At 70.8% G+C, this 13937-nt stretch carries 15 protein-coding genes; 9 read left to right on the forward strand and 6 right to left on the reverse strand.

The window, feature by feature from the left end; translation table 11 throughout:
• Positions 1–64: 64 nt before the first annotated feature.
• From AB0C27_RS16820 to AB0C27_RS16840, 5 genes are all read left to right on the forward strand, one after another.
• Positions 65–1279 carry a CaiB/BaiF CoA-transferase family protein gene (locus AB0C27_RS16820; RefSeq protein ID WP_357844340.1) on the forward strand — a complete coding sequence of 405 codons (1215 nt, stop codon included), beginning with the start codon at positions 65–67 and terminating at the stop codon, positions 1277–1279.
• Positions 1276–2046, forward strand: a complete 771-nt coding sequence (locus AB0C27_RS16825) for an enoyl-CoA hydratase/isomerase family protein (RefSeq protein ID WP_357844343.1) — start codon at positions 1276–1278, stop codon at positions 2044–2046. The genes AB0C27_RS16820 and AB0C27_RS16825 overlap by 4 nt, the downstream gene beginning before the upstream one ends.
• A gap of 48 nt (positions 2047–2094) precedes the next feature.
• Complete coding sequence (pgeF, locus tag AB0C27_RS16830; RefSeq protein WP_357844346.1) at positions 2095–2805, forward strand: peptidoglycan editing factor PgeF; 711 nt, start codon at positions 2095–2097, stop codon at positions 2803–2805.
• Positions 2806–2931: 126 nt separating this feature from the next.
• A complete protein-coding gene (locus AB0C27_RS16835; RefSeq protein WP_357844349.1) occupies positions 2932–3423 on the forward strand; it encodes a SigE family RNA polymerase sigma factor in 492 nt (163 codons plus the stop codon).
• Positions 3410–4591 carry a hypothetical protein gene (locus tag AB0C27_RS16840; RefSeq protein WP_357844351.1) on the forward strand — a complete coding sequence of 394 codons (1182 nt, stop codon included), beginning with the start codon at positions 3410–3412 and terminating at the stop codon, positions 4589–4591. The genes AB0C27_RS16835 and AB0C27_RS16840 overlap by 14 nt, the downstream gene beginning before the upstream one ends.
• A 118-nt stretch (positions 4592–4709) precedes the next feature.
• Here the strand turns inward: AB0C27_RS16840 and AB0C27_RS16845 are convergent, their stop codons facing one another.
• The 5 genes from AB0C27_RS16845 to AB0C27_RS16865 all read right to left on the reverse strand — a co-directional run bounded on the left by AB0C27_RS16845 (position 4710) and on the right by AB0C27_RS16865 (position 9780).
• Complete coding sequence (locus tag AB0C27_RS16845) at positions 4710–5048, reverse strand: hypothetical protein (RefSeq protein WP_357844354.1); 339 nt, start codon at positions 5046–5048, stop codon at positions 4710–4712.
• Between the two features lie 26 nt (positions 5049–5074).
• Positions 5075–6340: an ATP-dependent DNA ligase gene (locus tag AB0C27_RS16850; protein WP_357844357.1), complete on the reverse strand. Its 1266-nt coding sequence runs from the start codon at positions 6338–6340 to the stop codon at positions 5075–5077.
• Positions 6303–7058, reverse strand: a complete 756-nt coding sequence (locus AB0C27_RS16855; protein WP_357844360.1) for a pyrimidine reductase family protein — start codon at positions 7056–7058, stop codon at positions 6303–6305. Before AB0C27_RS16855 ends, AB0C27_RS16850 begins: the two co-directional genes overlap by 38 nt.
• Before the next feature lie 59 nt (positions 7059–7117).
• Positions 7118–9244, reverse strand: coding sequence for a glycogen debranching protein GlgX (glgX, locus tag AB0C27_RS16860; protein WP_357844363.1), 2127 nt, complete (start codon positions 9242–9244; stop codon positions 7118–7120).
• 110 nt (positions 9245–9354) lie between these two features.
• A complete protein-coding gene (locus tag AB0C27_RS16865) occupies positions 9355–9780 on the reverse strand; it encodes an OsmC family protein (protein WP_346101117.1) in 426 nt (141 codons plus the stop codon).
• A 151-nt stretch (positions 9781–9931) separates the two neighbouring features.
• On the opposite strand from AB0C27_RS16865, the gene AB0C27_RS16870 reads away from it, so the two are divergent.
• The 4 genes from AB0C27_RS16870 (at position 9932) to AB0C27_RS16885 (ending at position 12427) form a co-directional block, all read left to right on the forward strand.
• Positions 9932–10489, forward strand: a complete 558-nt coding sequence (locus tag AB0C27_RS16870; RefSeq protein WP_219911586.1) for a sigma-70 family RNA polymerase sigma factor — start codon at positions 9932–9934, stop codon at positions 10487–10489.
• Positions 10489–10734, forward strand: a complete 246-nt coding sequence (locus AB0C27_RS16875; RefSeq protein WP_357844368.1) for a hypothetical protein — start codon at positions 10489–10491, stop codon at positions 10732–10734. The genes AB0C27_RS16870 and AB0C27_RS16875 overlap by 1 nt, the downstream gene beginning before the upstream one ends.
• Positions 10734–11624, forward strand: coding sequence for a maleylpyruvate isomerase family mycothiol-dependent enzyme (locus tag AB0C27_RS16880; RefSeq protein WP_357844371.1), 891 nt, complete (start codon positions 10734–10736; stop codon positions 11622–11624). Before AB0C27_RS16875 ends, AB0C27_RS16880 begins: the two co-directional genes overlap by 1 nt.
• Before the next feature lie 227 nt (positions 11625–11851).
• Complete coding sequence (locus AB0C27_RS16885; RefSeq protein WP_346101114.1) at positions 11852–12427, forward strand: HD domain-containing protein; 576 nt, start codon at positions 11852–11854, stop codon at positions 12425–12427.
• Between the two features lie 103 nt (positions 12428–12530).
• Here the strand turns inward: AB0C27_RS16885 and AB0C27_RS16890 are convergent, their stop codons facing one another.
• On the reverse strand, positions 12531–13880 hold the full coding sequence (locus AB0C27_RS16890) for an ankyrin repeat domain-containing protein (RefSeq protein WP_357844375.1): 1350 nt from the start codon (positions 13878–13880) through the stop codon (positions 12531–12533).
• Positions 13881–13937: the final 57 nt, after the last annotated feature.

Consider the following 13937-nt stretch of genomic DNA (forward strand, 5'->3'; position numbering starts at 1 on the left):
GTCCCTTTTGCCGGTCTTATGGAGACAATAGATCAGACCCGGCTGAAGTGAGGTTTCATACCCCATGACCAGTCCGCTCTCCGGTGTCCGAGTCGTCGAGGTGGGCGTGTTCATGGCCGCCCCCTTCGCGACGATGCAACTCGCCGACCTGGGCGCCACTGTCATCAAGGTCGAGCATCCCCACGGCGGCGACCAGGTACGCGCCATCGGCCCGTTCACGGCCGGCCACAGCTCCCCCTTCGCCCGGCTCAACAGGAACAAACGATCGCTCGCCCTCGACCTCAAGGCGGAGTCCGGCGCCGCCGCCTTCCTCCGCCTGATCCGGGAGGCGGACGTGCTGGTCGAGAACCTGCGCCCCGGCGCCATGCGCAAGCTCGGATTCGGCTACGCCGACCTCAGCGAGCTCAACCCCGGCCTCGTGTACGTCTCCGCCTCCGGCTGGGGCCAGGACGGCCCCCTGGCCGATCTGCCGGGGCTGGACATCATGGCTCAGGCCCGCGGCGGCCTCATGAGCGTCACCGGCATGCCAGGTGGCGACCCGGTCAAGGTCGGCGTGCCCGTCGCGGACCTCGCCTGCGGCCTTTACGCAGCCCTCGGCGCCGTCTCCGCCCTGCACGCCCGCGCCCTGACCGGCCGGGGCCAGCACGTGGACGTGTCGCTGCTGGAGTCGGCCGTGTCACTCGCCATCTGGGAGGCGGGCAGGTATTTCGCCACCGGCGAGACCGGCCGGCCGCTCGGCTCGGCGCACCAGAGCACGGCGCCGTACCAGGCCATCAGGACCGCGGACGGCTGGTGCACGGTCGGCGCGGTCACCCCCAAGACCTGGCACGGCCTGTGCACCGCGCTCGGCCTGCCCCACCTGCTCGCCGACGAACGCTACGCCGACGCCCACGACCGGCACGGCCTGCGCCACGAGCTCATCCCCGCCATCGAACAGGTCACCACGCGGCGCACCACGGCCGACGTCGTCGCCGTGCTCGAAGCCTCCGGCGTGCCCTGCGCGCCCATCGCCGACTACGCGCAGGTGTTCACCGACGATCACCTCACCCGGCGGCGCTTCTTCTGGGATGCCGAGCATCCCGAGATGGGCCCCGTACGCCAGCTCGGCTCGGCCATGCGCTTCTCCGGCACGCCCACCAGGCGCGGGACCGCCGGGCCGCCGCTCGGCGCGGACACCGTCGAGGTGCTGCGCGAGTGCGGCCTGACCGAGCGGGAGATCGACCGGCTGCTCGCCGAAGGCGCGGCGGCCCAATCCGCCACCCCGAAGGAGATCGTGTGAGCGAACTGATCGTCACCACCGACGGGCCCGTGCTGCGGGTGGTGTTCAACCGCCCCGCCCAGCACAACGCGCTGACCTGGGCCATGTGGGACGGCCTCTACGACGCCTGCGAACGCGCCGACGCCGACCCCGGCATCAAGCTGCTCACGATCTCGGGGGCCGGCGGGCGGGCGTTCGTCGCCGGAACGGACATCGCCCAGTTCGCCGCCTTCACCGACGGGGAGGACGGCGTCGCCTACGAGCGCAAGGTCGAGCGCATCATCGGCCGCCTCGAAAGCGTCAAGGTGCCCACCCTGGCCGTCGTCCAGGGCTACTGCGTGGGCGCGGGCCTCATCGTGGCCGCCGCCTGTGATCTGCGCCTGTCCGTGCCGGGATCGAGGTTCGGCGTTCCCATCGCGAGGACGCTCGGCAACTGCCTGTCCATGAACACGTACTCGCTGCTCGTCCACCATCTCGGCCCCGCCAGAACCCTGGACATGCTGATGCGGGCCCGCATGTTCACCGCCGAGGAGGCCCACGCGGCCGGCTTCGTGGGCGAGGTCTGCCAGCCTGAGGAGCTCGCAGACCGGCAGACGGAGACGGAGGAGCGGCTGCTCTCGCACGCGCCGCTGTCGATGTGGGCGGCCAAGGAGGCGGTCAGGCGGCTGCGGGTGGCGAATGTGCCGGACGGGGACGACATCGTGGCCACGGTCTTCGGCAGCGACGACTTCCACAGAGCCGTCCCCGCCTTCCTCACCAAGCAGCAGATGACTTGGGAGGGCCACTGATCCGGGTGGCGCCGGACCGGACCTCATCCTCGGCCTAAGATCGGAGGCATGCAGCTCGCCCCCGGTGTCCACGTCGCCATCACCGACCGCAACGGAGGGGTCAGCGCCCCGCCCTACGGCACGCGCAACCTCGGCGGCATGGTCGGCGACGACCCGGCCGCCGTGCGGGCCAACCGCGAGGGCGTGGCGGCCGAGCTGGGCGTGCGCGCCATCGTGTTCATGCGCCAGGTCCACAGCGCCGACGTGGCGTACGTCAGCGAGCCGTTCGGCGACGACCCGCCCATGCTCGACGGCGTGTTCACCACCGAGCCCCGCCTGGCGCTGGCCTCACTCGGGGCCGACTGCCCCGCCGTCCTGGTGGCCGACCCCGTGGCGGGCATGATCGGCGCCGCCCACTCCGGCCGCCCCGGCACCGAGGCGGGCATCGCCACGGCCCTGGTGGAGGCGATGGCCGCCAAGGGCGCGGAGCCCGGCAGGATGGCCGCCATGATCGGCCCCGGCGCGTGCGGCCGCTGCTACGAGGTGCCCGCCGACCTGCGCGAACAGGTCGCCGCGAAGGTGCCCGCCACCTGGTCCACCACCTCCTGGGAGACTCCCGCACTCGACCTGCGGGCCGGCATCGAGTCCCAGCTCCGGGCGGCGGGCGTCCCCGACGTACGCCACGACGCACGCTGCACGATCGAGTCGGAGGAGCTCTACTCCCACCGCCGCGAACGCCCAGGCGGCCGCTTCGCCGGCCTCATCTGGCTGGACGCCTGAGCTCGGCCAGGTAGCCCGGCATCACAGATGCATCTCGTTCCCTGGAATGTGCAACAGCCAGGGTCTCGCCTCGCGTCCTGGGCGGGAAAGAGATGAAAGGTGACGGATGTGGAGCAGCCGGGGAGTATGACGGAGTTCGTACAGATCCGCGGGCCCGCCTTGCTGCGCTACGGGCTCGTGCTCACCGGCAACCCGCACGATGCCGCCGACCTGGCCCAGGAGGCGCTGCTGAAACTCAGCGGCTCCTGGTCGAGGGTGCGCAAGAAGCAGGACCCCGAAGGATTCGTCCGCATCACCATGGCGCGGCTGCACATCAGCGCCTGGCGCCGGATCAAGCGGGAACGTCTGGTCGGCAGAGTTCCCGAAGAGGGCATCGCCGACGCCGACATCGCCCGCTTCGACGGCGAACCGGGGCTGTGGCGCCTGGTGACGCGATTACCCCCGCGCCAGCGCGCGGTCATCGTCCTGCGCTACTACTGCGACCTCTCCGACGAGGAGATCGCCGATGCGCTGGGGGTGTCCAGGGGCACGGTGCGCAGCCAGGCCGCACGGGCGCTCGACAAGCTCAAGACCGGTTGGAACCGCGAACACGCAGGGGACATCGATGTTCGAGGATGAGCTGACGAAAACGCTGAACGCGGCGGCCAAGTGCGGGCCGCCCGAGGATCTGCTCGCCGGAATCGACGCCCTGCGCCGCCGCCGCAGGCGCCGCCGCGCCGGAGCGGCCCTGGCCGCGTGCGCCGTCGCCGTCGTCGTGGGCGTCGTCACCGCCGTGGTCAGGCCGGCTTCGCTGACATCCCTGCCGGCGGCGACACCCGGCCCCACCGCGTCGAACCTGGCCGAACGCGTCACCCGGGCGACCGTGAAGGTTCCGGCCCGTTCCCCGGACGGCCACACGTACGAGGGAATCGAGGCGATAGACGCTCACCGGTTGTTGCTGGTCACCGAACGCGGCTTCGACAGGTATGACGCGTCCACCGGCGAGATCACTCCCGTGGTGCGACTGCCCGCCCCGGTCGACATCCGCGACGTACGAGCCAACGAACGGCACGTCGTCTGGAAGGTCAACGTCCAGCAGGGCGACGCCGAGCGGAAGAGCAGGCCGGCCGATCCCGTCGACAGAGCGCTGGAGCAGGCGGATTCAGCACTCAGGAAGCTCGGTCTCCCCGAGTACTGGACGGTGCCGCTGCCCGGGGGCACGCCGCGCAAGCTGCCGCCGACGCTCGGGGGCCCCTTCGACCTCATCGGCGACGACCTGATCATGCTCGACGGAGCCGGCGCCCGTCGAACGGCACTCACCGGCGGCCCGCCCCAGCCGATACCCGGCGCCGAGAACGCCCTCGCGCTGGACCTGCCGTGGGTGATGCTCGCGACCGAGCCTGCCGTCCTCGGTCAGGAACCGGCCGAGTTGCTCAATGTCGTGACGGGAGAGAAGCGGCGACTGGCGGCAGATCTGTGCGCGTCGTCCGCGTGCCTGCATGCTCCGCTGCACCTGTGCTCGTCCGACTGGTGCATCCGCGAAGACAGGGCGGGCAAGCCGTTCGCCCGGCGGACGGACGGCTCACGGACGGTGCCGCTGCCCGGCGCCAGTACGGAGCCCCCGGCCCTGAACCGGTTCGCCGTCCTGGACGACGGGCGGCGGCTGTTCGACCTCACCACGGGAGCGAGCGCCGGCTTCGACCCGCCGGGCTCGCACGAAGTCCCGCCCTCCGGCACCGGCCGGCGGCTCCTGGCGAGAAGCGCGGGCGATGTCATCTGGGTGGTCAACCTCAAGGCTCTCAGCTGAGAGCTCTCATCACGCGCGAGGGGTGCGGGCCTGCCGAGCACCCGATCACGCGCGAGGGACGGCTCGGCAGTGCGGGCTTGCCGAGCACCCGGCCGGCTGCCGGGTCACACGTGTCGGGTCAGCTCTTCTTGCCGGAGTTGTAGATCCCGTTCACTATGACGATCCCGAGCCAGATCCAGAAGAGCCCGTTGGCCCGGTCCGCGAAGATCAGGACCAGGGTCATGATCGTGCCCAGGGCCATCGAGATGATGGCCAGGGCCAGTCGCTGCGCCTCCGTCGGTCCCGAGCGGGCCGCCTTGCCGGCCTCCGGGGTGAGCTGGGCCACGCGTTCGTCCACCCGCCGGTCGATCTCGGTGCCCATCCGGTCGAGGAACGACTCCACGACCGCGTCCTCGAACTCCGGCCCGAGGTCGCGACGCGCGGACACGGCGGCTCGTAGTTCATCCCCAGTAGTCATATGTCGAGATATAACGGGATTATCGGCTATCGGGCAAGGATGTCATCGAGGTTGTAACTGACTGGACGCTCCAACTGCTCATACGTGCATGATTCGGGCGTACGGTCGGGCCGCCACCGTCGGAACTGCGCGGTGTGCCGGAACCGGTCGCCCTCCATCTGGTCGTAGGCCACCTCGATCACCAGCTCGGGCCGCAGCGGGATGAACGACAGGTCCTTCTTGGCGTTCCACCGCGACACCGCCCCGGGCACCCGCTGCCCGCCCGTCGCGGGCCCGGCGGCCGGCTGGCCGGCGTTGGCCGTCGCCTGCTCGGCCCAGTGGCCCCAGGGATGCTCGCTCAGCTCGGCGAGGTACGGCCTGATCTCCTCGACCAGCTCGGCCCTGCGCTTCATCGGGAACGAGGCCGCCACGCCCACGTGATGCAGCCGCCCGTCGTCGCCGTAGAGGCCGAGCAGCAGCGAGCCCACGATCGGACCCGACTTGTGCTCCCGGTAGCCGCAGATCACGACGTCGGCGGTGCGTTCGTGCTTGACCTTGAACATCGTGCGCTTGTCGGGCACGTACGGCTGGTCACCCGGCTTGACGATGATGCCGTCGAGCCCGGCCCCCTCGAACATCTCGAACCACTCGCCCGCCTGCTCCTCGTTGGTCGTGACCGGTGTGAGCCGGACGGACCCGCTCTTGTCCTCGGGGAAGAGCTGCTCCAGCCGGGCCCGCCGCTCCGCGAACGGCGCCTCAAGCAGCGACTCGTCGCCCACCGCCAGCAGGTCGAAGGCGACGAACTGGGCGGGTGTGCGCTCCGACAGCATGGTCACCCGCGACTTGGCCGGGTGGATGCGCTGCTGCAGCGCGTCGAAGTCGAGCTGGGAGCCCATGGGCAGCACGATCTCGCCGTCCACGACGACCTTGTCGGGCAGCTCGGCCCGCACCGCCTCGACCAGCTCGGGGAAGTAGCGCGTGAACGGACGCTCGTTGCGGCTGCCCAGGTAGACCTCGTCGCCGTCGCGGAAGACGATGCAGCGGAAGCCGTCCCACTTCGGCTCGTAGAACAGCGTGCCGTCCTGCTTGGGCATGGCCTTGACCGGCTTGGCCAGCATCGGCGCCACCGGCGGCCGCACCGGCAGATTGGGCACCGGCTCCGGCTCGGCTTCAGGCTCCGGTGCGGCCTTCTCGGCCGCCTGAGCCTTCGGTGACGGCGCCGCCGCAGGTGCGGTCGCGTCCGCATCGGCCTCCGGCGGCGTGGTCGCGTCCAGGTCAGGCTCCGGAGTCGGGCTCGGCGTCCGGTCGGTCATGGCTCTGCTCCCTCGTGTACTTGCAGAAGAGGACCCCCTCCTCTTCCAGCACCTGACTGAGTTCAAGTGCCGTCTGGGCCGGCTCGCCGTTCTGGATGCGGGCCGCGCCGCCCCCGACCAGCAGCGGGCTGATCGTCAGGCACAGCTCGTCGACCAGGCCGTCGGCCGAGAGCTGGGCGTTGATCCGGGGGCCGCCCTCGCACAGCACCCTGGTCAGGCCCCGGTCGTGCAGCGCGGCCACCGCCCGCCGCAGGTCGACGCCCTGCTCGCCGGCCACGATCAGGTCGGACCGCTCGGCCGCCGTCTTGCGCCGCTCGTGCGGGGCGGCCTCGCAGGTGATCACGATGGTCCTGCTGGGCGCGCTGGTGAACAGCTCGCCGTCGAGGTCGAGATCGAGGCTGCGGGTGATCACGGCGATCGGCGGCACCTCGGGCCGGCCCCGCCTGATCTCCGCCCACCACTCGCGCGGCGGCACCGGGCCGTACTTCTCCTTGCGGACGGTCGCGGCCCCCGCGACGATGACGTCGGCCAGGCCGCGCAGGGTCTGGAAGATGCGCTTGTCACCCTTGCTGGACAGCCCGCCGGAGCGCCCGTCGAGCCAGGCCGCGCCGTCGGCGCTGGACACCATGTTGAGCCGCAGCCACGGACGGCCCTCGGGATAGGCGTACGCCTGCACGATGTCCGGGTTGTCCTGTATGTCGGGATAGATGCGCCGCACTCCTCTACCTTGGCACACCGCACCGACAATCAACCCCGAGGGGAGCGCGGGGCCTCTGGTCAGGGGTTGGGCTGTCTGGGCTGGCGCAGCACCTGGAGCGAGCGGGCCGTGACGGCCACCACGGCGTTGGGCAGCCAGCGCTCGTCGAGGAACGCGTCCTCGACCGTGTCGTGGTTGGTGTCGAGCACCGGCAGCCACGCCGTGCCGAACTCCTCGCCGGGCAGCGTAAACGGCATGTTCTCGTGGTGGGCGTTGATCAGCAGCAGGAAGGAGTCGTCGACGATCCGCTCGCCGCGCGGCCCCGGCTCGGTGATCGCCTCGCCGTTCAGATAGACCATCAGCGACTTGGCGTAGCTGATGTGCCAGTCGCCCGCCGTCATCTCGCGCCCGCCGGGCGTGAGCCAGACCAGGTCCCGCTTGCCGTTGTCGGGGTGGCGGCCGTGGAAGAAGCGGCGGCGCTGGAAGACGGGATGCTCGCGGCGCAGCTTCGACAGCGCGCGGACGAAGTCGAGCAGATCGGACTCGGGCCGCACCATCGACCAGTCGACCCAGGCCAGCTCGTTGTCCTGGCAGTAGGCGTTGTTGTTGCCGCGCTGGGTGCGGCCGATCTCGTCGCCGTGGGACAGCATGGGCACGCCCTGCGACAGGAACAGCGTGGCCAGGAAGTTGCGGCGCTGGCGGCGGCGCAGCGTGACGATCTCCGGGTCCTCGACCGGGCCCTCCGCGCCGCAGTTCCAGGAGCGGTTGTCGTTGGTGCCGTCGCGGTTGTCCTCGCCGTTGTCCTCGTTGTGCTTGTGGTCGTAGGAGACCAGGTCGGCGAGGGTGAAGCCGTCGTGGCAGGTGACGAAGTTGATCGAGGCGACGGGGCGGCGGCCGGAGGACTCGTACAGGTCGGCGGAGCCGGTCAGGCGGGAGGCGAACTCGGGCAGGGCCGAGTGGGTGCCCCGCCAGAAATCTCGTACGATGTCGCGATATTTGCCGTTCCACTCCGTCCACAGGGGCGGAAAGTTCCCGACCTGGTAGCCGCCTGGACCGACGTCCCACGGCTCGGCGATCAGCTTGACCTGCGAGATCACCGGATCCTGCTGGATCAGGTCGAAGAACGCGCTCAGCCGGTCGACGTCGTGCAGCTCCCTGGCCAGCGCCGAGGCCAGGTCGAAGCGGAACCCGTCGACGTGCATCTCCAGCACCCAGTAACGCAGGGAGTCCATGATGAGCTGCAGCGCGTGCGGCGAGCGCACGTTGAGCGAGTTGCCGCAGCCGGTGTAGTCGAGGTAGTAGCGCCGGTCGCCGTCGTGCAGCCGGTAGTAGGCGGCGTTGTCGATGCCCCTGAAGCCCAGCGTGGGCCCCATGTGGTCGCCCTCGGCCGTGTGGTTGTAGACCACGTCGAGGATGACCTCGATGCCCGCCTCGTGCAGCGCCCGCACCATGGCCTTGAACTCCAGCACCTGCTGCCCCCGCGTCCCCGCGCTGGAGTAGCGGCCGTGGGGCGCCAGGTAGGCCATGGTGTTGTAGCCCCAGTAGTTCGTCAGCCCGCGCGCGACCAGGAAGTGCTCGGGAACGTAGTGGTGCACCGGCATCAGCTCGACCGCCGTCACCCCGATCGACAGCAGGTGCTCGATGATCGCGGGATGCCCGATGCCGGCGTACGTGCCGCGCAGGTCGGGCGGCACGTCGGGGTGGCGCATGGTGAGCCCGCGCACGTGGGCCTCGTAGATCACGGTCTCGTGGTACGGGATGCGCGGCAGCCGGTCGTTGCCCCACTCGAAGAACGGATTGATCACCACGTTCTTCGGCATGTAGGGCGCGCTGTCCTCGGTGTTGCGCCTGGTCGGATCGGTGAAGTAGTAGGGGAACAGCGCCTGGTTCCAGGTCAGCTCACCGTCGATGGCCTTGGCGTAGGGGTCGAGCAGCAGCTTGGCCGGGTTGCACCGGTGGCCGTGGGACGGCTCGTTGGGCCCGTGGACGCGATAGCCGTAGCGCTGACCCGGCTGGATACCCGGCAGGTAGCCATGCCAGACGAACCCGTCGACCTCGGGCAGTTCGACGCGCTCCTCGGAGCCGTCATCGTGGAAAAGGCACAACTCGACCCGCTCGGCGACCTCGGAGAACACCGAGAAACTGGTGCCAACGCCATCCCAGGTGCCGCCGAGTGGATAGGGCTCGCCCGGCCAGACCTCACGCATGTGGCCCAATTGTCGCACGCTGAAGCGGTCTTGGTCTTGTTATGGCTCGATCGCTTCGCTCGCGAGCCACGGAACCCCACGTCGGGAGGGGCTCCGTGGCGGGCGGGAGGCTAGAGCAGCTCGGCCTTGAGCGTGATCGTCGTGCCCGTCAGCGCCTTGCTCACCGGGCAGTTCGCCTTGGCCGTCTCGGCGGCCTCCTGGAACTGCTCGGCCGTGAGGCCGGGCACGTGACCCTGCACGGTGAGCACGATGCCCGTGATGCCCTCACCCGGCTGGAACGTGACGTCGGCGCTCGTGCGCAGCGACTCCGGCGGCGTGCCGGCCCCGGCCAGCCCGTGGGACAGCGCCATCGAGAAGCAGGACGAGTGGGCGGCGGCGATCAGCTCCTCGGGCGAGGTCTTGCCGTTGGCCGCCTCGGCTCTGGACGGCCAGGAAACCTCGAACGTGCCGACTCCCGACGTGTCGAGCGACACGGTGCCCGAACCGTCGAGCAAGGCGCCTTTCCACTGTGTGGTAGCGGTGCGTGTGGTGGCCATGGCGTTGTGCTCCCTCCTGTATGGACTTCCGACCTTATCGCGCGGCGAAACAGGCACGCCGACCGTCATCCGGCTCTACATTTGCCGCGAATAATGACATGCTCGGGTCGCGGCGCACCCGCCGCCTTGGTCCGGATTAAACGGGAGTGTGGTGCCAGTGGAGGCACCGTACGACGACCGCCTGCTGCATCAGCGAGTGGTCGGCGGCGATGAGTCCGCTCTGGGTGAGGTCTACGATCGGCTCTCCTCGCTGATCTTCGGTCTCTCCCTGCGGGTCACCAGGGACCGGGTGATCGCCGAGGACATCACGCAGGAGGTGTTCCTCGTCTTCTGGGAGCGGCCTTTGGCCTACGACCCGGAACGGGGCACGCTGCGTGCCTGGCTGGCCACGATCGCCCACCGGCGCGCGGTCGATCACGTACGCGCCGAGGAGCGCAGGAGGGTCTCGGCGCTCGGCCCGAGATTGTTCGAACGCGAGCCCGTGCGGCTGGAGGACACCGTGCTCGCCGCCGACGAGGCGGAACGGGTCCGGCAGGCGGTCACGTCGTTACCCGACGGCCTGCGGGAAGCGGTCGAGCTGGCGTACTTCGGCGGCAGGACCTACCGGCAGGTCGGAGAGGAACTGGGCGTGCCGGAGGGCACGGCCAAATCGCGCATCCGGCTGGCGCTGCGGCGCCTGGCGGACGCGCTCGCCGAGGAGGAAGTGTGATGAACACCGCGCCGCCGCACGCCGGGCGGGCGTTCGCGCCCGCGAACGGCACGCCGGACGCGGGATCGCCGCACGCGCGCCCGGCGCAGACGGGATCGCCGCAGACGGGATCGCCGCAGACGGGATCGCCGCAGGCGGGATCGCCGTACGCGCGGCCGGTGTTCGCGCACGCGGGAAGCAGTCTTACGGACGCGGGGCCGCCGCACACGTGCCCAGCGTCCACGCACGCGCAGGAAGAGGTGTGATGGACCCCGTCGAGCGTCTCTATCTGGACGCGATGATGGAGGACCCGGCGGTGCCGGCCCACTCGTTGCGACCCCAGCTCCTGTCCGGGGCCAGGGCCCGGCGCAGGCCCGCGGCCCCCACCGCCGCCTGGGCCGAGCCGTACGCCGGCCGCGTGGCCGCCATGGACGCCCTGCTGGCCTCGGCCGCGGAGGACGACTGGTCGCGCGTCATCGTCGAGGGCTGGACGCTGCAGGAGCTCGTCGCCCACCTGGCCGCCAAGGACAGCCTGCTGGCCGCCTCCGTCGGAGCTCCCGTGCTGGGCCCGCCGATCGGCGCGCCCGACTCGACGAGCCGGACGAACGACCTCCAAGCCTACGAACGTGCCCGCAGCCCCGAACAGACCAGGAGGGACTGGCGCGCCCAGGCCGACGCCCTCTGCCGCCACCTGGCCGAGCTGCCGCCCACCACCCTGACCACGCTGGACGGCCTTGAGGTGGTGGCGAGCGACCACATCCTGGCCAGGAGCCTGGAGACGTGGATCCACACGGCCGACGCGGCCCAGATGGCCGAGATCCGGCTGCCCGACCCCGTCGCCGGCCACATCCATCTCCAGGCCGACCTGTGCGCCCGCCTGCTGCCCCTCACGATGTTCATGTCCGGCATGGACGGCACCGGCCGCACGGCGCACGTGACGCTGACGGGTGCGGGCGGCGGTGAGTGGCGGGTCGCCCTGGGCGTCGCCGACACCGAGCCGGGCGAGCCGGACGTGCGCATCACGGCGGACGTGGTGACGTTCTGCTTCCTGCTCGGTGGCAGGGGAGACCCGGGGGACTTTCCCGCGGAACTGGAGGGAGACCTCTCTCTGGCCAGGGACATCCTCCTCTCGGCCCCCGCCCTTTCCGGCCCTTGAAAGAGCTTTTGCCGCGTCATTTACCGCATATCCCGCAAAAGCGTGATTTCCGAATATCGCTGCTCCCTGGTGAACGGCGGAGATTTGACCGCTTGTTGGGGGTTCATAGCGGGAATCGCCGGCGCGCCCGTCATTTCAGCAGAACGACCGGAGCGACGGCCGGGGTGGTGGCCGGTGATCGCGGAGGTCGTCGTCTAGGCTCGGCTCATGACGAGAGGGGGGTCCTCGTGGCGGACGAAGTGACAGGTCTTGCGGGCCTGCTGTACGAGTTCGGGCTGCTCAAGCGCTACAAGCGGACCGGTTGGCTGGTGGCGGGCGTACGCGACCCCGAGAGCATCGCCGAGCACTCCTTCCGCGCCGCCGTCATCGCCAGTGTGATCGCCAGGCTGGAAGGGGCCGACCCGGAGCGGGCCGCGTTCATGAGCCTGTTCCACGACACGCAGGAAACCCGCATCACCGACATCCCGTACATCGGCAAGCGCTACCTCAAGCCGCCCTCCAACGAGGACGTCACCGCGGACCAGATGCGGGGCGTGCCGGCGGAGGTGGCCGACATGGTCGGCGACGCGGTCGGCGAGTACGAGGAGAAGGCCAGCCTGGAGGCCGTCTGCGCGCGCGACGCCGACAAGCTGGAGTGCCTCATCCAGGCCGTCGAATACCGCGAGCAGGGGCACCAGAACGTGCAGGGCTGGATCGACAGCTCCCTGGCCGCGCTCACGACCACGACGGGCAAGCGGCTGGCCGAGGAGGCGTTGAGCACGGGGACCCTCGACTGGGTGGTCCGCGTGCTCAACGGCGACTGACAGCCGCGACGGCCCGGCGGGCGGCGCCGCGGGCTCGCCGGCGGTCCGTCCGGGAGACCAGGCGCCGGGGCTCGCTGACGGGCCGTACGGGCCTCTACCGGCCTTATTCGCCGGCGGGGCGGGTGACGAGCTCCCTGGCATACTCGTCGTCGCTCTCCGCCAGCACCCGCTCGACCCCCTGCGCGGCCCGTTCGTCGCCGCGCAGGGCCAGCCCGCGGGTCGCCTCGGCCACCGTGCGCAGGTCGGTGTCGCTCAGCCGGGCCGCCAGCGCCTCCCTGATCCCGGGCGTGTCGGCGGCCAGTCCGGCGACCCCGGCGGTGGCCCAGTCGCGGATCTCGGAGTCGTCGTCCTCGGTCATCGAGATGAGCAGCGCCAGCCCCTCCTCGTCGTCCGGCGGCAGCACGTCGGCCAGCGCGATCGGGTCGGTCATCGTGCGCTTGTGACCGGGCCGCCCGATGACGTCGAGCACGTACGGCAGCGCCCGCGGATCGCCCTGGTGCCCCAGCCCCGCCAGAACCGAGCGCAGCACCTGCGGGTTGCTCTCCGTGGTGACCATCTTCTGCAGCAGCGGCAGGGTCCGGTCGAGGTACGGCTTCTCCCCGTCCTCGGTGAACCCGAACTGGGAGATGGCGTCGACCCCGAACTCCCGCTCCCTCGCGTCCTCGCTCAGGCACAGCCGGGTCAGCGCGTCGTACGTCTCCTCGTCGCCCCGCTTGTTCAGCGTGTCGGCCACGATCCACCAGGTCTCGGCGTCCTCGTCGATGTCGCGGTGGGCCAGGGCCCGCGCCACGAGCCGCTCGATCGGGGTGTAGACGCCCGCCGCGTCCTCCAGGAGCGTCGCGACGGCCGCGTGGCCGCGCTGGGCCTGCACCTGGTCGCTCTCGGAGCCGTCGGCCGAGCGTCCGGCCACGGTGATCAGCTCGGTGCCGTCCTTGGCGTACTGGCGGGCCACGACGTATTCCCAGTCGTCCTGCTCGAACTGGTCCATCAGCGCGCTCTCCAGGTGCACGCCCACCCAGGCACTGGCGATCTCCAGCGGGGAGTCGCCTTCGCCGTCGTACTTCTCGTGGTCGGCCCCGGCCTCCAGCAGCACCTGCACCACGCCCAGCGCGCCTCGCCTGGCGGCCAGCGCGAGCGGGGTGTCGCCGTCGTCGTTGGTGACATCCACGTCGGCGCCCGCCTCGATCAGCATCCGGGCGACCGCGGCCTGTCCGTTGGTGGCGGCCCAGAGCAGCGCCGTCCAGCCGCCGTCCTCCCGGCCGTCGACCTGGGCGCCGGCGTCGAGCAGCGCCCTGGCCACCTCTGTGCGGTCCCTGGCGGCGGCCGCGCACAGCGGCAGCCCGCCCTCCTCGCCCTCGCTGGGCGTGTTGGGATCGGCGCCGGAGGCGAGCAGCTTGCCGACGGTCTCGATCTCGCCGTTCATCGCCGCGCGGTAGAGCTGTTCCTCATGCATGACAGGGACCCTAGCCTGGTCCGGCCGCGCCCCGGACCAAGCCAGGGCCCCGTGTCA

Origin of the sequence: Nonomuraea sp. NPDC048882, assembly GCF_040649755.1 — a bacterium.
Taxonomy (GTDB): Bacteria; Actinomycetota; Actinomycetes; order Streptosporangiales; family Streptosporangiaceae; genus Nonomuraea; species Nonomuraea maheshkhaliensis.